We start from the raw sequence: 19,624 nt of genomic DNA, 5'->3' as shown, positions 1-19,624 counted from the left end.
TGGCCGAACGACCCCGGGCTCCGCCGTGCGCCCGATGTACTGCCGGTCCGGGCCGCGCACCCGCAAGGGCGGCCGAAGAGGCAGTATCGGGTACAACTCGTGATGATCGTCCGCCCTGTGGCGGTCCGCGAACGGCCGATGAGGACAGAGGAGAAGCGATGGTTCACGAACGGGCCGGGCAGCCGGCGCAGCCGGGAGACCTGGTGGACGTGGCACGGCTGGTGACGGCCTATTACACGGTCCACCCCGACCCGGCCGAGCCCGGCCAGCGTGTGGCCTTCGGCACCTCGGGGCACCGCGGTTCGTCGTTCGCGGCGGCGTTCAACGAGGACCACATCGCCGCCACCACCCAGGCGATCTGCGACTACCGGCAGCGCCAGGGAACGGACGGGCCCCTCTTCCTCGGCGCGGACACCCACGCACTGTCCGAACCCGCCCGGATCACGGCCGTGGAGGTCCTGGCGGCCAACGGTGCCACCGTCCTGATCGACAGCGACGACGGCTACACCCCCACCCCGGCCGTCTCGCACGCGATCCTGGCCCACAACCGGGACCGCACCGGCGGTCTCGCCGACGGGATCGTGGTCACGCCCTCGCACAACCCGCCCGCCGACGGCGGGTTCAAGTACAACCCGCCCCACGGCGGGCCGGCCGGGTCGGACGCCACCTCCTGGATCCAGGACCGGGCCAACGCCCTGATCGAGGGCGGCCTGAAAGAGGTCCGGCGGGTCCCCTACGCCCGTGCCCTCGCCTCCGACACCACCGGGCGGCACGACTTCCTGACCGGCTACGTCGATGATCTCCCGGCCGTCCTGGACCTGGACGCCGTACGCGACGCCGGGGTCCGCATCGGCGCAGACCCCCTCGGCGGCGCCTCGGTCGCGTACTGGGGGCGGATCGCCGAGCGGCACCGGCTCGACCTCACCGTGGTCAATCCGCTCGCCGACCCCACCTGGCGCTTCATGACGCTGGACTGGGACGGGAAGATCCGCATGGACTGCTCCTCGCCCTACGCCATGGCCTCCCTGATCGAGCGCCGCGACGCGTACACCATCGCCACCGGCAACGACGCCGACGCAGACCGGCACGGCATCGTCACACCCGACGGCGGGCTGATGAACCCCAACCACTACCTGGCCGTGGCCATCCGCTACCTCTACTCGCACCGCGACAACTGGCCGGCCGGCGCCGGCATCGGCAAGACCCTGGTCTCCTCCTCCATGATCGACCGGGTCGCCGCCGACCTCGGACGGCAACTGGTGGAGGTCCCGGTCGGCTTCAAGTGGTTCGTCGACGGGCTGTTCGGCGGCACTCTGGGCTTCGGCGGTGAGGAGTCCGCCGGAGCATCGTTCCTGCGCCGCGACGGCCGGGTGTGGACCACCGACAAGGACGGCATCCTCCTCGCCCTGCTCGCCTCGGAGATCACGGCCGTCACCGGCTCCACCCCCTCCCAGCACTACGGCGAACTCACCGCCCGGTTCGGTGATCCGGCCTACGCCCGGGTCGACGCACCGGCCACCCGCGAGCAGAAGGCGGTGCTGGCCAGGCTCTCCCCGGAGCAGGTCACCGCGAACACCCTGGCCGGTGAGCCGATCACCGCCGTGCTCACCGAGGCGCCGGGCAACGGCGCGGCTGTCGGAGGTCTGAAGGTCTGCACCGACAGCGCCTGGTTCGCCGCCCGCCCCTCCGGCACGGAGGACGTCTACAAGGTGTACGCGGAAAGCTTCCAGGGCGCCGAACACCTGGCCCGGGTCCAGGACGAGGCCCGGGCCCTGGTCTCCGACGCGTTGGGTGCCACGGACTGATCCGAGGGGCGGGCGGGCCAGGGCCCGCCCGCCCTCAGCCCTCGCCGCGGAACGCCCGCAGGATCCGCTCGGCAGCCAGCGTCGCCGTCAACTCGCCTGCACGGACGCTCTGTTCGAGCTCCGGAGTGAGCGAGCGCACGGCCGGGTGGCCTCGCAGGCTGTCCAGCAGTTCGTCGCGCACCATCGCCCAGGTCCAGTCCACCTGCTGCTCGCGGCGCTTGGCCGCCAGCCGTCCGGTGGACTCAAGGAGCGTACGGTGCTGCTCCAACCGCTCCCACAGCGCGTCCAGTCCCGTCGATTCCCTGGCGCTGCACGTCAGCACCGGGGGAGTCCAGGCCGCGTCCACGGGGTGCATCAGCCGCAGTGCGCCGGCCAGTTCGCGTGCCGCCGCGCGGGCGTCGCGTTCGTGCGGGCCGTCGGCCTTGTTGACCGCGATCGCGTCGGCCAGTTCCAGGACGCCCTTCTTGATTCCCTGCAACTGGTCGCCCGTACGGGCCAGGGTGAGCAGCAGGAAGGTGTCGACCATGTTGGCGACCGCCGTCTCAGACTGCCCCACCCCCACCGTCTCCACCAGCACCACGTCGTAGCCCGCGGCCTCCATGACCACGACGGACTCGCGGGTCGCCTTGGCCACCCCGCCGAGCGTCCCGGCGGTGGGGGAGGGGCGTACGAACGCCCGCGGGTCCACCGCGAGCCGTTCCATCCGGGTCTTGTCACCCAGGATCGAACCGCCGGTCCGGCTGGACGACGGGTCCACGGCCAGCACCGCGACCCGGTGCCCGAGCCCCGTCAGCAGGGTGCCCAGCGCGTCGATGAACGTGGACTTGCCCACCCCCGGGACTCCGCTGATACCGATACGCCGGGCCCGTCCCGAGTGGGGCAGCAGCTCGCTCAGCAACCGCTGTGCCAGCTCCCGGTGATCGGGCCGTGCCGACTCGACGAGAGTGATCGCGCGGGCCACGAACGCCCGCTTCCCTTCGAGCACACCCTTGACGTAAGCGTCGGTGTCGATGTCGCGCGCCATTCGTCAGCGGCTCACAGCTCGTGGCCGAGCGCGGCGCCGAGCCGCGTGACCAGGTCGTGGGCGGCGTCCGGGATCACGGTGCCCGGCGGGAACACCGCTGCCGCACCGGCCTCCTGCAGCGCGTCGATGTCCTGCGGCGGAATCACCCCGCCCACCACGATCATGATGTCCTCCCGGCCCTCTGCCGCCAGCTCCTCCCGCAGCGCCGGTACGAGCGTGAGGTGGCCGGCGGCGAGCGAGGAGACGCCCACGATGTGCACGTCCGCCTCGACCGCCTGCCGGGCGACCTCGCCCGGCGTCTGGAACAGGGGGCCGACGTCGACGTCGAAGCCGAGGTCGGCGAAGGCCGTCGCGATCACCTTCTGGCCGCGGTCGTGCCCGTCCTGGCCCATCTTGGCGACGAGAATGCGCGGACGCCGTCCCTCCGCCTCCTCGAAGTCGTCGACGAGCGTACGGGTGCGGTCCACGGACGGAGACTCTCCTGCCTCTTTTCGGTACACCCCGGAGATCGTACGGATCTGCCCCGCGTGACGGCCGTACACCTTCTCCAGCGCGTCCGAGATCTCCCCGACCGTGGCCATCGCCCGGGCGGCGTCGACGGCCAGCGCCAGCAGGTTGCCCTCGAGCCCCGGCCCGGGGTCCCGCTCCGCGGCGGCGGTCAGGGCGGCCAGCGCGTCCCGGCAGGCCGCCTCGTCGCGCTCCTCGCGCAGCCGGCGCAGCTTCTCGAGCTGGCGGGCACGTACCGAGGAGTTGTCGACCTTGAGCACGTCGATCTTCTCGTCGGTCTCCACCCGGTACTTGTTCACGCCGATGACGGGCTGACGCCCGGCGTCGATCCGGGCCTGCGTACGGGCCGCGGCCTCCTCGATCCGGAGCTTCGGGATGCCCGCGTCGATGGCCTTGGCCATCCCTCCGGCCGCCTCGACCTCCTCGATGTGCTGCCAGGCCCGCTGCGCCAGATCGTGCGTCAGCCTCTCGACGTACGCGCTTCCGCCCCACGGGTCGATGACCCGGCAGGTGCCGGACTCCTGCTGGAGCAGCAGCTGGGTGTTGCGGGCGATCCGCGCGGAGAAGTCCGTCGGCAGGGCCAGTGCCTCGTCGAGTGCGTTGGTGTGGAGTGACTGGGTGTGCCCCTGGGTCGCCGCCATCGCCTCGACACAGGTGCGCGTCACGTTGTTGAACACGTCCTGCGCCGTCAGCGACCAGCCGGACGTCTGCGAATGGGTGCGCAGGGAGAGCGACTTGGCGTTCTTCGGACCGAACTCCCTGACCAGCCTCGCCCACAGCAGCCGCGCCGCCCGAAGCTTCGCGATCTCCATGAAGAAGTTCATGCCGATCGCCCAGAAGAACGAGAGGCGAGGGGCGAACGCGTCCACGTCCAGGCCGGCGGCCTGACCCGCCCGCAGGTACTCCACCCCGTCGGCCAGCGTGTACGCCAGCTCCAGGTCGGCCGTCGCGCCGGCCTCCTGGATGTGGTAGCCGGAGATCGAGATCGAGTTGTAGCGCGGCATCTTCTGCGAGGTGAACGCGAAGATGTCGGAGATGATCCGCATCGAGGGGCCGGGCGGATAGATGTAGGTGTTGCGGACCATGAACTCCTTGAGGATGTCGTTCTGGATGGTCCCGGCGAGCTTCTCGGGGGCGACGCCCTGTTCCTCGGCGGCGACGATGTACAGCGCGAGGACGGGCAGCACCGCGCCGTTCATCGTCATCGACACCGACATCCGGTCCAGCGGGATACCGTCGAAGAGCTGGCGCATGTCGTAGATCGAGTCGATCGCCACACCCGCCATGCCGACGTCACCGGTCACCCGGGGGTGGTCGCTGTCGTAGCCGCGGTGGGTGGGCAGGTCGAACGCGATGGACAGGCCCTTCTGCCCGGCGGCGAGGTTGCGCCGGTAGAAGGCGTTCGACTCCTCGGCCGTGGAGAACCCGGCGTACTGGCGGATCGTCCAGGGCTGGTTGACGTACATCGTCGGGTACGGACCGCGCAGATACGGCGCGATGCCCGGGTAGGTCCCCAGGAAGTCGAGCCCCTCCAGGTCCCGCCCGGTGTACAGCGGCTTGACCTCGATGCCCTCCGGGGTCTCCCAGAGCAACTCGTCCTCGGACCTGCCGCCCGACTCCTTCACCGCGGTGTGCCACTGCTCCTCGGAGACCCCGGTGGAGGCCTCCCCGGTCAGCGGGACGTCGGAGAAGTCCGGTACGGGGGTCCCGGGAGACACGGTGGTTGTCTCAGGGGTCTGCATCACGCCACTCCCATGCGGTCGAGTTCGGAGGAGAGGACGGCGACCACATCGCAGCCGGCGAACACATGGACGTCCGCGCCCGCGTACTCGCCCGGCCGCCCCGCGAGGAAGATCCGGTCCGCGCCCGCTGCCCTGAGGGCGGAGGAGACGTCGTCGGCCTGTTCGGCGTAGAGCGTGTCCGTCGAGCACAGACAGGCGATCGCCGCCCCACTGGCCTTGAAGGCCGCGGCAGCGGTCGACGCGTCCACGGAAACCGGTTCGTGGACGGGCTCGATGCCACCCGACAGGAAGAGGTTCGCCGCGAAGGAGGCCCGCGCCGTGTGCACCGAGGCAGGCCCCAGCGCGGCCAGGAACACCTTGGGCCGGCTCCCCGTGGCCGCCAGGTGCGCGTCCGACCTGGCCCGCAGCACCTCGAACGCCTCATCACGCCGGACCCTGGGCAGCCCGCCGCCCGACGGCGCGGCGGGCGCGGGCTCGCGCTCCACCGGCCGCTCGTCGAGGGTCGGGAATTCACTGACCCCGGTCACGGGCTCCTTGCGCCGCGCCAGATCCCTGCTCCGGGCCGCCCAGGTGGCCGCGAGCCGTTCCTGGACCATGCCGGAGCGAAGGGCGGCGGCCTGACCGCCCGCCCGCTCGACCTCCTGGAAGAACGCCCAAGCCGCCGCGGCGAGTTCGTCGGTCAGCCGCTCGACGTACCAGGAACCGCCCGCGGGGTCCGTCACCCGGGCCAGATGCGACTCCTCCACGAGGATCGTCGAGGTGTTGCGGGCGATCCGACGGGCGAACGCGTCCGGCAGGCCCAGTGCGTGGTCGAACGGCAGCACGGTGACCGACTCGGCGCCGCCGACACCCGCGCCCAGACAGGCCAGCGTCGTCCGCAGCATGTTCACATACGGATCGCGGCGCGTCATCATCACCGGCGAGGTCACGGCGTGCTGCCGCTGCGCCCCGGCGTCCGGGGCCCCGCAGACCTCGGCGACACGGGCCCACAGCCGCCGTGCCGCCCGCAGCTTCGCGATCGTCAGGAACTGGTCGGCCGTCGCCGCGTACCTGAACTCAAGCTGTGCGCAGGCCTCCTCGACGGAGAGCCCCGCAGCCGTCAGCGCTCGCAGATAGGCGACACCGGTGGCCAGCGAGAGCCCCAGCTCCTCGGCGGCGGAGCCCCCCGCCTCGTGGTAGGGCAGCGCGTCCACGGCCAGGGCACGCAGCCCGGGGTACTCGCGGGAGCACAGCCGCGCCCAGTGGACGGCGTCCGCCGTCTCCTGCTCCGTGCCCGTGCGCGCAGCCTGACCGAGGGGATCCACTCCGAGGCTGCCGCGCACGGCCGACCCCGCGACTCCCCGGGACTCGTAGAGCCCGAGCAACTCCCTGACGGCGGGCCCCGGATCGGCGCCCGCGTCGAGCGCGACGGGCGCGAGGTCGAGATGGACGCCCTGAAGGGCGCGGTCGAGGCCGGAGACCGGCACCGCACCGGGCCCGCCGACGGCGAGCCAGAGCGATGTGACCCCGTTCTCCAGGTCCCCGAGTACGGCCTCGTTCAGGCGCACGGGATCGGCCAGCTGGTGGTGCTGACGCACGTCCCAGCCGTCCGTGGTGTTCCCCGTGACCCTGCTTCCCCGGGTGAAGGGCGCGAAGCCGGGCAGACCCGGGTCCGTCGTCGCGTCGGCGGAGGTGTACAGAGGGCGGACTGTGAGCCCGTCCCCGAGCGCGGTGGACAGCGCTTCCTCGGCGTCCGTGCCCGTCACGTCCTTGCCCGACCTGCGCAGTACGCCTTCTACGAGGCTCTGCCACTGATCGTGGGAAGGGGCGGGGAACTCGGTGGCCGGAGAAAGCCCGTCAGCAGGCTGGACCGTCATGGTCAGATGCTAGGTCAGCACTCTGACGAGCAGCAGGGCCACCGGCTGTGACCTTGCACTCTCCGAAATGAGCGGAATCCCCTGGGTAGAGCGGCCTTGTCCTTCGACCGGCACCGGAGGCGAAGCCCGACGCCCGGCGTCGGCACCGGGCGTCGGGCTTCGCCGCGCTCAGGCGCCGACGTAGGCCGCGAGGTGCTCGCCCGTGAGGGTGGAGCGGCCGGCCACGAGGTCGGCAGGGGTGCCCTCGAAGACGACCATGCCCCCGTCGTGGCCCGCACCGGGACCGAGGTCGATGATCCAGTCGGCGTGCGCCATGACCGCCTGGTGGTGCTCGACGACGACGACCGACTTGCCCGAGTCGACGAGCCGGTCGAGGAGACCGAGCAACTGCCGGACGTCAGCGAGGTGGAGGCCGGCGGTCGGCTCGTCGAGGACGTAGACGCCGCCCTTGTCGGCCATGTGGGTGGCCAGCTTGAGACGCTGCCGCTCGCCCCCCGACAGCGTGGTGAGCGGCTGGCCGAGGCTGACATAGCCGAGCCCCACGTCGGCGAGCCGGCCGAGGACACGGTGCGCGGCGGGTGTGTGCGCCTCGCCTTCGCCGAAGAACTCCTGAGCCTCGGTCACGGGCATCCCGAGTACCTCGCTGATGTCGCGGCCGCCGAAGCGGTACTCCAGCACCGCCGGCTGGAACCGCTTGCCCTCGCACTCCTCGCACGTCGTGGTGACGCCGGCCATCATCCCGAGGTCGGTGTAGACCACGCCGGCACCGTTGCACTCGGGGCAGGCTCCCTCGGAGTTGGCGCTGAACAGCGCCGGCTTCACTCCGTTGGCCTTCGCGAACGCCTTGCGGATCGGGTCGAGCAGCCCGGTGTACGTCGCGGGGTTGCTGCGCCGTGAGCCGCGGATCGCACCCTGGTCGACCGACACCACGTTCTCGCCGGGAGGGATCGACCCGTGTACCAGGGAGCTCTTGCCCGAACCGGCGACACCGGTGACGACGGTGAGTACCCCGAGCGGGATGTCGACGTCGACATCCCGCAGATTGTGCGTGTTCGCGCCGCGGATCTCCAGCGTGCCGGTGGGTTCGCGTACCGTCCCCTTGAGGGCCGCCCGGTCGTCGAAATGACGGCCGGTGACGGTGTCGCCCGCCCGCAGCCCCTCGACGGTGCCCTCGAAGCAGACCGTGCCGCCCGCGGATCCCGCGCCGGGGCCGAGGTCGACGATGTGGTCGGCGATCACGATCGTCTCCGGCTTGTGCTCCACCACGAGCACGGTGTTCCCCTTGTCCCGCAGCCGCAGCAGCAGCTTGTTCATCCGCTCGATGTCGTGGGGGTGCAGGCCGATGGTGGGCTCGTCGAAGACATAGGTGACGTCGGTGAGCGAGGAACCGAGGTGGCGGATCATCTTGACGCGCTGCGCCTCGCCGCCCGAGAGGGTGCCCGACGGCCGGTCGAGCGAGAGGTAACCGAGGCCGATCTCCACGAAGGAGTCGAGGCTGTGGCGCAGCGCGGCCAGCAGCGGCGCCACCGACGGCTCGTCGAGGCCGCCCACCCAGGCCGCCAGATCGCTGATCTGCATCGCACAGGCGTCCGCGATGCTGGTCCGCTCGATCTTCGAGGACCGTGCGCCCTCGCTGAGCCGGGTGCCTGCGCAGTCCGGGCAGGTGGCGAAGGTGACCGCCCGCTCCACGAACGCCCGGATGTGCGGCTGCATCGCCTCCTTGTCCTTGGACAGGAACGACTTCTGGATCTTGGGGATCAGCCCCTCGTAGGTGAGGTTGACGCCCTCGACCTTGACCTTGGTCGGCTCCCGGTGGAGGAAGTCCCGCATCTCCCGCTCGGTGTAATCGCTGATCGGCTTGTCCGGGTCGAGCAGGCCCGACTCGGCGTAGACCCGCACGGTCCAGAAACTGTCCGACTTCCAGCCGGGAATGGTGAAGGCGCCCTCGGCGAGCGACTTGGAGGCGTCGTAGAGCTGCGTCAGGTCGATGTCGGAGACCGTGCCCCGGCCCTCGCAGCGGGTGCACATGCCACCGGTGCGGTCGAAAGTCGCCTTCACCGTCTTCTTGTTTCCCCGCTCGACGGTGATCGCCCCGCTCGCCCTGACCGACGGGACGTTGAAGGCGTACGCCCCGGGCGGCCCGATGTGCGGTGTGCCGAGGCGGGAGAAGAGGATGCGTAGCATCGCGTTGGCGTCGGTGACGGTACCGACCGTGGAGCGCGGGTCGGCTCCCAGTCGCTGCTGGTCGACGATGATCGCCGTCGTGAGCCCCTCGAGCACGTCGACCTCGGGACGGGCAAGAGTCGGCATGAAGCCCTGGACGAAGGCGCTGTAGGTCTCGTTGATCATCCGCTGCGACTCCGCCGCGATGGTGCTGAACACCAGCGAACTCTTGCCCGAGCCCGAGACACCGGTGAACACCGTCAGCCGGCGTTTCGGGATCTCGACACTCACGTCCTTGAGGTTGTTGACGCGCGCACCGTGTACGCGGATCAGATCGTGGCTGTCGGAAACATGCGGCGCGGTCGACCGCGTGTCCGGCTTCGTGGTCATGCTCGTCGTCTCTCCATCCGTTCACGGGGCCGCTGCGCGGTCGCCGTCGGCGTCGCCCGCGCGCTCGCGGAGACGATCGTCGTCCAGCAGACCAGCGGTGTCGGCCGGGGCGCAATCATCCTGCGCCGAACCGACGTCGTTGATCTCTGTACGAACGACGCTACGGGCGACGGGAAGCTTTCGCTTCTCCATTCCTGACCGGTCGCCGACCTTCCCGCGCAGGGGTCCGGCCCGCCGGGTGAGCCCGCTCCGGGCCCGGGAGGGCATACGCCCCGGCACCGCACCCCTTCTGTCGTGGTTTTTCACAGTGCGTCACTGATCGTCCGAAGTTAAGCTGCTGCTGATCCAGAACCTCAGGGGAAGGACGCATCGTGGCCGTGGGACCCGTGGAGTACCTCGTCGTCACCTTTCCCGGCGGCCGTTTCGCCGACGTCATCGCGCCCGTACTGGCCGAGGCCGTCGCGTCCGAGACGGTACGCATCCTCGATCTGGCCTTCGCCCGCAGGACGGCGGGCGGCGCGCCGGAAGCTGTCGGTCTGCGGGAGATGGATCCGCAGGGGCTGGTGCGGTTCGACCCGCCGGACGACCCCCCGGCGGGGATGCCGCGGATCACGGACCTCGATGCGCTCGACCGTCTTCCGGAGGAGAACTCCGCCGCGCTGATCGTGTGGGAGGACCTGTGGTCCGTACCTCTCACCCGGGCGGTGCAGGGGGCCGGCGGGCGGATCCTGGCGCACGAGCGGGTGCCGGCCGACGGCGGGGACGACGTCATCACGCTGCTGGAGCGGCTCGCCGACCTGAGGCAGCGCGAGGTCCTCACCGACACCGAGTTCGCGGAGCAGAAGACGCGGATCCTCGCCGACTGACCCCCGTGGGCCGGTGCCCCGGCACCTCACGTTCCCTTTGTCGATATTGGTACGTCGTGCGACGTAGATTCCGACCTGCAGTCTGTCGGGAAAGAGGCAGTTCATCGTGCAGACCGCCCGGGCCGTCCCCGCGTCAACCGTCGTCAACCTGCGCGATCTTGGCGGTATCGCCCTCGGCCGTCACAGGCGGCTGCGGCAGGGCATCCTTCTGCGATCGGGTCAGCTGAGCGATTTCGAGGAGCACGACATGGCGGTGGCCGCACTCGGCCTGCGCACCGTCGTCGACCTGCGCACCGCCGACGAGCGCCGATGGGCGCCGGACCGGCTTCCGGCGGGCGCGCGGCTCTTCGTGGCCGACGTCCTCGGCGACGACCCCGGCGTCACACCCGCGCGGCTCAAGGCGCTGCTCGACGACCCGGACGGAGCAGCGCGCGTGCTCGGCGGCGGACGGGCCGAGGACCTGTTCGCGCAGACGTACCGGAGGATGGTCCTCTCGCCGGGGGCGGCGGCCGCCTACCGTGCCTTCCTGGACACCGTCGCCGATCCCCGGGCGAGACCGCTGCTCTTCCACTGCGCCACGGGCAAGGACAGGACCGGCTGGGCCACCACGCTGCTGCTGATGATGGCGGGCGCGTCACGTGAGGTGGTACGCGCGGAGTTCCTCGCGGTCAACCGGGCCGTGCGCGCCGCCTTCGGGCCCGCCGTACGGCGCTTCCTCGACGACGGCGGTGACCCGGACATCGCCTACGCGGTCGTCGAGGCCCGGCCCCGCTACCTCGAGGCGGCCCTGGACGCGATGGACGAGCGCTGGGGTGGGCTCGACGGCTATCTGAGCAAGGCGCTGCGCCTCCCTCCGGCGGTGGCCGACCGGCTCCGTGCCGACCTGTCCGTCGCCGTCTGACGGAGAGGTCGGCACGCGGGCCGGCCCGGGACCGCGTCGGAGTGACGCGGCCCCGGGCCGGTGAGCTGCGGCGGTCCCGCTCAGATCCTCAGCAGCTGTTCGCTGATGTCGCGGTAGCGCTGAAGCGCCACACGCAACTCCTCGGTCTGCGCCTCGGTGTCCTGTCCCTGCCATCCGGCGCGCAGGACCCGCCTGCGTTCCGTGAGCGCCTCGGTGAGCCCCGAGACGATCTCGTCGAACGTGCTGTCGGCCTCCTCGACCGCACGGCGGGGACTCTCGACGAAGTCGGTGACCGCCTGCTGCATGCGCCGCGCCAACTGGTCCCGGGCGCCCTGGGGGACCAGAGGCCGCCCGGCGCCGTCGGCCTCGTGGTGGCCGGTCCGCTCGCCGTGCGAGGCGTCGGGGGTTTCGTGCGGGACGGGTGGAGCGCCGAGATCGCCACGGCCTGTGAGCTTCGGCTCGAGGCCCTTGCTGTCTCCATGCGTTTTCAGGGCCGCCGTGTCCAGGGGCCTGTCCGGCGCGTTCCGGGGCGCACTCTCAGGCACCGACACCGGGGTGCCGGTGGTCCGGGGCTCCGTGGTGAAGACGGGCTCTGTCATGCGCTCGGTGCGGTCGTTCATGCTGCTGCACTGCCTTTCGCCTCGTGCCGGTCCGTGCGGGCCGGCTTGTCCGGTGCGTCTGTGAGAAGTACGTCGAAGAGCGCCCGGGACTCGATCAGGGCCTTCCGCATCTCCTCCGTGCCGCCCTGGCCGCGCACGGCCGTGTGGACCCTGCGGTAGCCGTCGACCTGTGCGGCGTGGTGGACGGAGAGCGCGTCCGTCTGCTCCTGGAAGCTGTCGCCGTCGGGGAAGCCCCGGTCGCGGGCCAGCTGCGCCAGAAGCGCGTCGGCCTCGACGACGGCGTCCCTGGGGGAGTCGATGAACCGCTCCTGCACCTCGGCCCAGCGGCGGGTGTACGCCTCGCGCGCCTCGGGCCGCAGGGGCCGCTCGGAGAGGGAGCCGTGCTGCTTCACACGCTCGGACAGTTCGTGCTCGGCCGCTTTGGTGTCGCCGTCGTGACGGGCGACCGTCCGGTCGTACTCGGGTCCGAAGCGGCGCTGCAGTCCGTGCCCGCCCGTCCTGCGGCTCCGCAGCAGTGCGAAGACGAGCGCTGCCACCAGGACCACGGCGACGATGATCAGCACAGTCGTCATGGCCGACGCTCCCGTCGGCTCGCGGTCGGTGCGTCGTGCTGTTCCACTCTCGTCAACCCCTTCCGATTCGAGCCCGGTTCGGTGTACAGGCCCGGCTGCGTGCATCAGCCGTGTTACCCCCTGGACGCCGTTCATGCCGGGAACCGTCCCGGTATCGTGGGAGCCGCCGAACCGGACGCCTCCGGACCGACACGAAGCCGTCCGGCACGAGTCGTGAGAGGGGCACGCGGTGACCGAGCGCAAACCCGCAGGGGTCAGCTTCGAGACATGGGTGGACCGGCAGATCCGCGAGGCCGAGGAGCGGGGCGCCTTCGCCGACCTGCCGGGCGCCGGCAAGCCGATTCCCGGTCTCGACCGGCCCTACGACGCGATGTGGTGGGTCAAGGCGAAGATGGAGCGGGAAGGACTGTCGGCGCTGCCTCCCTCACTGACCTTGCGGAAGGCGGCCGAGGACGCCCGGCACGAAGTGTCTCGCGCGCGGTCGGAAGCGGAGGTCCGGCGCATTCTGGCCGAGGTCAACGTGAGGATCCGCGAGGCACTGGCCAGGCCCCCGCAGGGGCCTCCGCTGAACCTCACGCCGTTCGACGTCGAAGCCACCGTGGAGGAGTGGCGGGCCGAGCGGCCCGTGCACTGAGCACCGTGCGTGTACGCGCCGGCGGTGCGTGATACTCGCCCTATGGGATCGCGCAGCAGGGACCGTCGCGCGGGGGTCCGGATCAGGCGAGCCGTCGCACGCGACGCCAAACGGCTCACCCGCCTGGTCACCGCCTCACGCGCCTACGAGGGCCCGTACGCGCACATGGTCGAGGGGTACAGGGTCGGCCCGGACTACATCGAGGCCCACGCCGTCCACGTGGCCGTGGACGGAGAGGACCGGGTGCTGGGGTTCTACGCACTGGTCCTGGCCCCGCCGGAACTCGACCTGATGTTCGTCGCCGACGACGCCCAGGGGCGGGGGATCGGGCGGCTCCTCGTCGGCCACCTGCGCGAGGAGGCGCGCCGGGCAGGCCTGACCGCCGTACGCGTGGTCGCGCACCCGCCGGCCGAGGGTTTCTACCGTGGTGTGGGAGCCGAGCGCACCGGCACCGTCGCGGCGAGTCCGCCCGCGGTGCTGTGGGACCGGCCCGAGATGGTACTCATGACCGACGACGGCCGCTGAGCCGGACGGCCCGGCCGGATCGCTGATCGCGGCGGCCGGGCCACCCGGATTCCGGAGCTACGACCAGCCGCCGTACGGACGGGTGATGAGTTCCATCCCGTGACCGCTGGGATCGGGGAAGTACACCCCGCGCCCACCGTCGTTGTGGTTGATCTCGCCGGGGTGCTTCCGGTGCGGATCGGCGTAGTACGCGATCCCCTGCTCCTCGATGTGCCCGAAGGCGGTGTCGAACTCCGCCTCCGAGACGAGGAACGCGTAGTGCTGCACGGTGATCGATTCGACGGGAACGGTCGCGAAGTCCAGCGTGACCCCGTTCGCGAGAACGAGCGGGATGAAGGGACCCCATTCGGTCCCGACGGTGAGACCCAGGATGCGCGCCAGGAAATCGGCGGACTCGCGGTTGTCCCGGCTGTGAACGATGGTGTGGTTCAACTCGACTGACACAGTGGAATGCCTCCAGAAGGCATCTCACGGGCTACCTCCACGCCTCACCCGGCCGGTGACCGACGCGCGATGCCCTAGGGCGATCCTAGGCGAGTTGTCACGCTGCGTCGAGGCTCGGCCCTCGGCCGGTACCGGTTTCCGGCCCCGTCCGTCCGTACGACCGGTGTGGTGTTTCCTCGGGCGGCTGCCACCATGGAGAACGTCGGCGGGCGTGCCGTCCCGCAGCGGTACCGACGCTGAAGTTTTTAGGAATCACGACGGCTCGGCGGGGAACCAGCACCACCTCTGAGAGGTGGGGAGGCATCGATGGGACAGATACCGGCGGGCCGTGGTGGGACCGGTGAGGACGAGCCGGGCACGAACCCGCGAAGCGGACGGCGCGAGACGGAGGAGGAGCGGGCGGACCGGCAGTGGAGCGACCTGCTCCAGGAACTCCGGGTCGCACAGACCGGCGTGCAGATCCTCTTCGGCTTCCTTCTCGCGGTGGTCTTCCAGCCCCGCTTCGCCGAACTCTCCACGATTGACCGGAACATCTACGTCGTGACCGTCATGCTCGGGTCGGCGACGGCCGCCGCGCTGATAGGGCCCGTGTCCTACCACCGGCTGCTCACCGGCCGCCGGATGAAACCGCAGACGGTCACCTGGGCCTCACGCCTGACGAAACTGGGCCTCGGCCTGCTCTTCTGCACGATGTGCAGCACGCTGCTGCTCATCCTGCGGGTGGCACTGCACAACGTGGCGGCCCTGTGGCTGGTGGGCGGGATGGCCCTGTGGTTCCTGGTCTGCTGGTTCGTGTTTCCGCTGTGGGCCATCGCCAGGGACGGCGGCCGACGGCCGGCCGGCCGTCGGGATTCGGAGGACACCGAGGACACCGGCCCGCGCCACTGACGTCGTCAGACCTCGTCCTGGCCCGCCGGGCCGCGTACGTCCGTCACGGTGAAGAGGCCGCCGTCGGGATCCCGCAGCGTCGCCTCGCTGCCGTACTGCACGTCACGCCGTTCCATGAGCGTCCCTCCGTTCCGCTCGGCGGCGAGGACCGTCGCTCCGACATCGGCCACCGGGAACTGCACCTGCCAGTGCGGGCGCACCTGAGGGTCGGGAGCGGCCTCCACCGCACCCGAGCTGATCCGGGCCAGTGGGCGCCCGTTGCAGCGCACGAGCACCTCTTCCTTCACGTACGCCACCTCGCAGCCGCCGGGCTCCCCGCTCTCCCAGCCGAGGATCTCGCCGTAGAAGATGGCGGCGTCGAAGGCGTCCCTGGTGCGCAGCCGGAGCCAGGCGTTCGCCCGGTTCCCGGAGGGCGCGAGCGTGGCCGCGCGCCCCGTCCACTCCCAGACGCCGAAGGACGCGCCGTCCCGGTCGGCGGCCAGGACCGCACGGCCCTGCCCGACCGTCAGCGGGCCCACGGCCACGGTGCCGCTGCGTTCGCGGACGCGGGCGGCGACCACATCGGCGTCCCGGACCGCGAAGTACGGCATCCAGGCCACGGCCACCTGGTAGGCGGACGCGACCGCGCCGATGCCCGCGAGGGGAACACCGCCGGAGCGCGCCATCAGGTAGTCCCTGCCCAGTGGTCCGCGTCGGAACGTCCAGCCGAGAACGGTGCCGTAGAACCGCTGTGCGTCGTCCAGATCGCGGGTCACCAGGTGAACCCAGCACGGAGCGCTCGCACCGCTCAGCACCGCCGGTTCCGGCGCGGTCCGCGGATCGCCAGGAGTCATGTCCACTGCCCTATCGGTTTTGCGGCATGACTTCTTCGGTGCCGCGCGGCCAGGATCAGCCTCGTGCGACTCGGCGGCTCGCGCAACACGCGGCCGGCGCGATCGCGACCCGCCCGTGACACACGTCCGGGCCCGCTCCATGAAGGGCCCGGACGTGTGTACCCGCCGCTGACGGCTCGGGTGAACGGCGTGTCAGTCACGCCGGGGCTCGTCCTCCGGCGGGATCACCTCGTTACCGCGGTCGCTGAGCTCGTGCGGCGAGAGGGCCCGGCCGTCCTCGGGGAAGTGGTCCGAGCTGTGCCGTCCGCTCTCCTGGATCTCCGTCCGGTGATCCGGACGGATCGGCTGCTCATCGGGGCGCGGTGGTCGCGATTCCTTGTCGCGGCGCCTCATTCCGAACCAGAAGCCCCCGATCAGCAGAAGCACCACGAACAGGCCGACGATGCCGATGATCACGCCTACCGCGCCCGGCCCGCCGGTGCTGCCGGTGCTGGCGAGCGATTCCCATGCTCCGTTCGTTACGTCCATGCATGGCGCATACCCCGGGGAATCGATCACAGACAGCCATTGACATGAATTCATGTTTTATGGCGATGTCACGGTAAATGTGTTTCATATGGTGCAAATCGGCTACACGATGATGACCGAGCAGGCCGGCCCCCGCGCGCTCGTCGGGGATGTGGTCGCCGCGGAGGAGGCCGGCTTCGACTTCTCCGTCACCTCCGACCACTACTTCCCCTGGTTGGCTTCCCAGGGACACGCGCCGTACGCGTGGTCGGTCCTGGGAGCCGCCGCGCAGGCCACTTCGAGAATCCCGCTGATGACGTACGTGACCTGCCCGACCACCCGCTACCACCCGGCCGTGGTCGCGCAGAAGGCCGCGACGCTCCAACTGCTCGCCGAGGGGCGCTTCCGGCTCGGCCTCGGATCCGGCGAGAACCTCAGCGAACACGTCGTCGGCGCGGGGTGGCCCGCTGCCCATGTCCGCCTGGAGATGCTCGAGGAGGCCGTGCACGTCATCCGCGCGCTCCTCGACGGGGGTTACGTCAACCACCACGGCACCCACTTCGACGTGGAGAACGCCAAGCTGTGGGGCCTGCCCGAACAGCGGGTCCCCATCGGCATCGCGGTCTCGGGGGAGCGCTCCTGCGCGCTCGCGGGCAGGCTGGCCGACCTGGTCATCGCGACCGAACCCAGGAGCGAGCTGCTCGGCGCGTTCGACCGGCACGGCGGGACCGGGAAGCCCCGTGTCGGACAGGTGCCCGTCTGCTACGACACCGACCGGGACGCCGCGATCGCCCGCGCCCACGACCAGTTCCGGTGGTCGCTCGGAGGCTGGAAGGTCAACTCGGAGCTGCCGAACCCTCCGGCGTTCGACCAGGCGACCCAGTTCGTCCGCAAGGACGACATCGCGCAAGCGATCCCGTGCGGCTCGGACGTCGAAGCGTTCGTCGAGGCCGTCCGCCCCTACAGCGAAGCGGGTTTCACCGAGGTCGCCCTGGTCCAGATCGGTGGGGCGCAGCAGCGGCCCTTCATCGAGTGGGCGCAGAGCACGCTCCTGCCGGCGCTGCGGGAACTGTAGGCGACGGCAGGAGCAGGCCGGCGGGGAAGCACACGGTGCCCCGTCACCCACCGGGTAGGAGATCTTTCGCGGGACCGTCGCTCGTGTCGCCGACACGGAGCCGTGGGGTGAGTCTTGAGTCAGTCCCCGGACCGCTGGGGACGACACCATGTCGTCCGGATCGAGGGCGACCCGGACTCGCCGGCCGAGCAGAGGCGCCCTCGCGCGCGGTCGGCGCCTCACGTCGTGAGGCATCCGGGCGGAGCCCGCAGTGCTCCCAATGAAAGGAATCCAGGGTGAACAGCACGCAGGAACATCCACAGGAACACCAGGAGAGCGGCGATGTCGTGGTGGCGGTGACCGGCTGCCCCAAGGAGGACGCTCGCACCGTGTTCGACGTACTGCGCCGCTCGTTCAACTCCGACCGTCCGGCGAGCGACGCCCCCGAGGAGGCGTCCGACACGCGCCCCACCGTGTGGACGGCGACCGTCGACGTCTCCGAGCCCAAGGAGGGCTCGGGACCGGCGCAGCTCTCCACACCGGTGACGGTCGAGGCACAGGGCGGCTACTGGGCGGTCGACCGCCTGCGTAAGCACCTGACGGAGTCATTCACCGTCCGGCTCGTCGGGACGGCGGCGGGCGACCAGGAGCAGGAGATCCGCCTGCGGCTGGAGAGCCACCGTCCCGCGTGACCACCGCACGCCCGAACCCGGAAGGTACACACACATGGACGCGACCCCGGGGACCGTCGACGCGGAAGAAGCACACGTGCCGAATCCCGCCGACCGGTCCACCCTCACCCTGTACGTCAACGGCACGGCCAGGACCCTGACGCTCGATCACCGCACCACCCTGCTGGACGCGCTCAGGGAACATCTCGGGCTCACCGGTGCCAAGAAGGGCTGCGACCACGGTCAGTGCGGGGCCTGCACCGTGCTCGTCGACGGCCGGCGCGCCAACAGCTGTCTCCTGCTGGCCGTCTCCCACGAGGACGCCCACGTCACCACGGTCGAAGGGCTGGCCGAGGGCGACCGGCTGCATCCGCTGCAGACGGCCTTCCTGGAAAGGGACGCGCTCCAGTGCGGCTACTGCACCCCCGGGCAGATCTGCTCCGCCGTCGGCATGCTCCGTGAGGCCGAGGACGGCTTCCCCTCGCACGCGACCCCGCGCAGGGCGCTCGCCGGTGGGGGGCCGGCTCCGCTCGGCGCGGACGAGATCCGCGAGCGGATGAGCGGCAACCTCTGCCGGTGCGGCGCCTACCCGCACATCGTCGACGCCATCGAGGACGTGGCCCCGTGAAACCCTTCGCCTATCTGCGTCCCGCCTCCGTGGCCGAAGCCGTCCGTGCGGGCGCCGGGAACCCCGGCGCACGATTCCTCGGTGGTGGTACCAACCTCGTCGACCTCATGAAACTCGGGGTGGAGTCGCCCGGCCTGCTCATCGACGTCAGCCGGCTGCCGCTGGACCGGGTGACGCGGACGGACGACGGCGGTCTCCGGATCGGTGCGACCGTGCGCAACAGCGATCTCGCCGCCCACCCCGATGTGCGGAGCCACTGGCCCGCCCTGTCGCAGGCCCTGCTGGCCGGGGCGTCCGGGCAGCTCCGCAACACCGCCACCACCGGCGGCAACCTTCTCCAGCGCACCCGGTGCCCGTACTTCCAGGACGTCTCCAAGCCCTGCAACAAGCGGATCCCCGGCTCGGGCTGTCCTGCCCGGGAAGGAGCTCACCGCGATCTCGCCGTACTGGGTCACTCGCAGGACTGCGTCGCCACCAACCCCTCTGACATGGCGGTCGCCCTCGCCGCCCTCGACGCCACCGTCCAGCTGCACGGACCGGAGGGGCAGCGGACCGTGCCCGCGACCGACTTCCATCGCCTGCCCGGCGACAACCCCGACCAGGACACCGTGATCCGCCCGGGCGAGCTGATCACGGAAGTGGTCCTGCCACCGCCGCCCGCCGGTGCCGTCTCCCTGTACCGCAAGGCCCGGGACCGTGCCTCGTACGCCTTCGCCCTGGCCTCCGTCGCAGCCGTGCTGAGCGTGCGCGACGGCAACGTCGACCGGGTCTCACTCGCCTTCGGAGGGCTCGCACACCGGCCGTGGCGTGCCCGGGTGGCCGAGGACCTGCTGCGCGGAGCTCCCCCGACCGGGGACGCCTTCACACGTGCGGTGGACGCCGAACTCGAGGAGGCCAGGCCCCTGCGAGACAACGGCTTCAAGGTGGACCTGGCCCGCCGGCTTGCCGTCGGCGCCCTCGTCGAACTCACCACCCAGGCCGCACCCGCCTGATC

At 71.0% G+C, this 19,624-nt stretch carries 20 protein-coding genes; 10 read left to right on the top strand and 10 right to left on the bottom strand.

Annotation, left to right across the window (positions count from 1 at the left end; all coding sequences use genetic code 11):
* Positions 1-158 precede the first annotated feature (158 nt).
* Positions 159-1,805: a phosphoglucomutase (alpha-D-glucose-1,6-bisphosphate-dependent) gene (gene pgm, locus JOC24_RS14475; protein ID WP_205020653.1), complete on the top strand. Its 1,647-nt coding sequence runs from the start codon at positions 159-161 to the stop codon at positions 1,803-1,805.
* A 34-nt stretch (positions 1,806-1,839) separates the two neighbouring features.
* On the opposite strand, the gene meaB is transcribed toward pgm, so the two are convergent.
* The 5 genes from meaB to JOC24_RS14450 form a co-directional block, all read right to left on the bottom strand.
* Positions 1,840-2,829 carry a methylmalonyl Co-A mutase-associated GTPase MeaB gene (gene meaB, locus JOC24_RS14470; protein WP_205020652.1) on the bottom strand — a complete coding sequence of 330 codons (990 nt, stop codon included), beginning with the start codon at positions 2,827-2,829 and terminating at the stop codon, positions 1,840-1,842.
* A gap of 11 nt (positions 2,830-2,840) precedes the next feature.
* Entirely contained in the window at positions 2,841-5,078 is a 2,238-nt protein-coding gene (gene scpA, locus JOC24_RS14465; RefSeq protein WP_205020651.1) for a methylmalonyl-CoA mutase, read from the bottom strand.
* Positions 5,078-6,934: a methylmalonyl-CoA mutase small subunit gene (gene mutA, locus JOC24_RS14460; RefSeq protein ID WP_205020650.1), complete on the bottom strand. Its 1,857-nt coding sequence runs from the start codon at positions 6,932-6,934 to the stop codon at positions 5,078-5,080. Before mutA ends, scpA begins: the two co-directional genes overlap by 1 nt.
* Positions 6,935-7,102: 168 nt before the next feature.
* Entirely contained in the window at positions 7,103-9,487 is a 2,385-nt protein-coding gene (locus JOC24_RS14455; RefSeq protein WP_205020649.1) for an ATP-binding cassette domain-containing protein, read from the bottom strand.
* Between the two features lie 21 nt (positions 9,488-9,508).
* Positions 9,509-9,679: a hypothetical protein gene (locus JOC24_RS14450; RefSeq protein ID WP_205020648.1), complete on the bottom strand. Its 171-nt coding sequence runs from the start codon at positions 9,677-9,679 to the stop codon at positions 9,509-9,511.
* 179 nt (positions 9,680-9,858) lie between these two features.
* On the opposite strand from JOC24_RS14450, the gene JOC24_RS14445 reads away from it, so the two are divergent.
* Together JOC24_RS14445 and JOC24_RS14440 are read left to right on the top strand one after the other, a co-directional pair.
* Complete coding sequence (locus JOC24_RS14445) at positions 9,859-10,353, top strand: SHOCT domain-containing protein (RefSeq protein WP_205020647.1); 495 nt, start codon at positions 9,859-9,861, stop codon at positions 10,351-10,353.
* A 106-nt stretch (positions 10,354-10,459) separates the two neighbouring features.
* Positions 10,460-11,254 (top strand): tyrosine-protein phosphatase, encoded by a 795-nt coding sequence (locus JOC24_RS14440; RefSeq protein WP_205020646.1) that lies wholly within the window; start codon positions 10,460-10,462, stop codon positions 11,252-11,254.
* Between the two features lie 80 nt (positions 11,255-11,334).
* Here the strand turns inward: JOC24_RS14440 and JOC24_RS14435 are convergent, their stop codons facing one another.
* A complete protein-coding gene (locus tag JOC24_RS14435) occupies positions 11,335-11,874 on the bottom strand; it encodes a hypothetical protein (protein ID WP_205020645.1) in 540 nt (179 codons plus the stop codon).
* Positions 11,871-12,446 carry a hypothetical protein gene (locus JOC24_RS14430; RefSeq protein ID WP_205020644.1) on the bottom strand — a complete coding sequence of 192 codons (576 nt, stop codon included), beginning with the start codon at positions 12,444-12,446 and terminating at the stop codon, positions 11,871-11,873. The genes JOC24_RS14435 and JOC24_RS14430 overlap by 4 nt, the downstream gene beginning before the upstream one ends.
* A gap of 229 nt (positions 12,447-12,675) precedes the next feature.
* Between JOC24_RS14430 and JOC24_RS14425 the strand changes: the two genes are divergently transcribed.
* Both JOC24_RS14425 and JOC24_RS14420 read left to right on the top strand, forming a co-directional pair.
* Entirely contained in the window at positions 12,676-13,080 is a 405-nt protein-coding gene (locus JOC24_RS14425) for a DnaJ family domain-containing protein (RefSeq protein WP_205020643.1), read from the top strand.
* A 42-nt stretch (positions 13,081-13,122) separates the two neighbouring features.
* Positions 13,123-13,605: a GNAT family N-acetyltransferase gene (locus JOC24_RS14420; RefSeq protein ID WP_205020642.1), complete on the top strand. Its 483-nt coding sequence runs from the start codon at positions 13,123-13,125 to the stop codon at positions 13,603-13,605.
* Between the two features lie 57 nt (positions 13,606-13,662).
* Here JOC24_RS14420 and JOC24_RS14415 read toward each other — a convergent pair whose 3' ends face one another.
* Complete coding sequence (locus tag JOC24_RS14415) at positions 13,663-14,049, bottom strand: VOC family protein (protein ID WP_205020641.1); 387 nt, start codon at positions 14,047-14,049, stop codon at positions 13,663-13,665.
* A 306-nt stretch (positions 14,050-14,355) separates the two neighbouring features.
* Between JOC24_RS14415 and JOC24_RS14410 the strand changes: the two genes are divergently transcribed.
* Positions 14,356-14,937: a DUF6328 family protein gene (locus tag JOC24_RS14410; RefSeq protein ID WP_205020640.1), complete on the top strand. Its 582-nt coding sequence runs from the start codon at positions 14,356-14,358 to the stop codon at positions 14,935-14,937.
* Positions 14,938-14,942: 5 nt separating this feature from the next.
* Here JOC24_RS14410 and JOC24_RS14405 read toward each other — a convergent pair whose 3' ends face one another.
* Together JOC24_RS14405 and JOC24_RS14400 are read right to left on the bottom strand one after the other, a co-directional pair.
* Positions 14,943-15,770, bottom strand: a complete 828-nt coding sequence (locus JOC24_RS14405) for a VOC family protein (RefSeq protein WP_205020639.1) — start codon at positions 15,768-15,770, stop codon at positions 14,943-14,945.
* Positions 15,771-15,962: 192 nt separating this feature from the next.
* Positions 15,963-16,298, bottom strand: a complete 336-nt coding sequence (locus tag JOC24_RS14400) for a DUF6479 family protein (protein ID WP_205020638.1) — start codon at positions 16,296-16,298, stop codon at positions 15,963-15,965.
* A gap of 88 nt (positions 16,299-16,386) precedes the next feature.
* Between JOC24_RS14400 and JOC24_RS14395 the strand changes: the two genes are divergently transcribed.
* The 4 genes from JOC24_RS14395 to JOC24_RS14380 all read left to right on the top strand — a co-directional run bounded on the left by JOC24_RS14395 (position 16,387) and on the right by JOC24_RS14380 (position 19,622).
* Entirely contained in the window at positions 16,387-17,352 is a 966-nt protein-coding gene (locus JOC24_RS14395; RefSeq protein ID WP_205020637.1) for an LLM class F420-dependent oxidoreductase, read from the top strand.
* 275 nt (positions 17,353-17,627) lie between these two features.
* Positions 17,628-18,023 (top strand): hypothetical protein, encoded by a 396-nt coding sequence (locus JOC24_RS14390; RefSeq protein ID WP_205020636.1) that lies wholly within the window; start codon positions 17,628-17,630, stop codon positions 18,021-18,023.
* 34 nt (positions 18,024-18,057) lie between these two features.
* Positions 18,058-18,630 (top strand): 2Fe-2S iron-sulfur cluster-binding protein, encoded by a 573-nt coding sequence (locus JOC24_RS14385; RefSeq protein WP_205020635.1) that lies wholly within the window; start codon positions 18,058-18,060, stop codon positions 18,628-18,630.
* Positions 18,627-19,622, top strand: coding sequence for an FAD binding domain-containing protein (locus JOC24_RS14380; RefSeq protein WP_205020634.1), 996 nt, complete (start codon positions 18,627-18,629; stop codon positions 19,620-19,622). Before JOC24_RS14385 ends, JOC24_RS14380 begins: the two co-directional genes overlap by 4 nt.
* Positions 19,623-19,624 lie beyond the last annotated feature (2 nt).

The sequence above is a fragment of the Streptomyces sp. HB132 genome, assembly GCF_016909575.1.
In the GTDB taxonomy this organism is placed as follows: domain Bacteria; phylum Actinomycetota; class Actinomycetes; order Streptomycetales; family Streptomycetaceae; genus Streptomyces.
This window is presented reverse-complemented; position numbering and strand designations above follow the sequence as displayed.

Coding starts and splice junctions, on each gene's coding strand:
- JOC24_RS14385 (WP_205020635.1), top strand. CDS start 18,058: ATGGACGCGACCCCGGGGACCGTCGACGCGGAAGAAGCACACGTGCCG.
- JOC24_RS14430 (WP_205020644.1), bottom strand. CDS start 12,446: ATGACGACTGTGCTGATCATCGTCGCCGTGGTCCTGGTGGCAGCGCTC.
- JOC24_RS14455 (WP_205020649.1), bottom strand. CDS start 9,487: ATGACCACGAAGCCGGACACGCGGTCGACCGCGCCGCATGTTTCCGAC.
- JOC24_RS14450 (WP_205020648.1), bottom strand. CDS start 9,679: ATGGAGAAGCGAAAGCTTCCCGTCGCCCGTAGCGTCGTTCGTACAGAG.
- JOC24_RS14400 (WP_205020638.1), bottom strand. CDS start 16,298: ATGGACGTAACGAACGGAGCATGGGAATCGCTCGCCAGCACCGGCAGC.
- pgm (WP_205020653.1), top strand. CDS start 159: ATGGTTCACGAACGGGCCGGGCAGCCGGCGCAGCCGGGAGACCTGGTG.
- JOC24_RS14410 (WP_205020640.1), top strand. CDS start 14,356: ATGGGACAGATACCGGCGGGCCGTGGTGGGACCGGTGAGGACGAGCCG.
- JOC24_RS14420 (WP_205020642.1), top strand. CDS start 13,123: ATGGGATCGCGCAGCAGGGACCGTCGCGCGGGGGTCCGGATCAGGCGA.
- mutA (WP_205020650.1), bottom strand. CDS start 6,934: ATGACGGTCCAGCCTGCTGACGGGCTTTCTCCGGCCACCGAGTTCCCC.
- JOC24_RS14395 (WP_205020637.1), top strand. CDS start 16,387: ATGGTGCAAATCGGCTACACGATGATGACCGAGCAGGCCGGCCCCCGC.
- meaB (WP_205020652.1), bottom strand. CDS start 2,829: ATGGCGCGCGACATCGACACCGACGCTTACGTCAAGGGTGTGCTCGAA.
- JOC24_RS14435 (WP_205020645.1), bottom strand. CDS start 11,874: ATGAACGACCGCACCGAGCGCATGACAGAGCCCGTCTTCACCACGGAG.
- scpA (WP_205020651.1), bottom strand. CDS start 5,078: ATGCAGACCCCTGAGACAACCACCGTGTCTCCCGGGACCCCCGTACCG.
- JOC24_RS14405 (WP_205020639.1), bottom strand. CDS start 15,770: ATGACTCCTGGCGATCCGCGGACCGCGCCGGAACCGGCGGTGCTGAGC.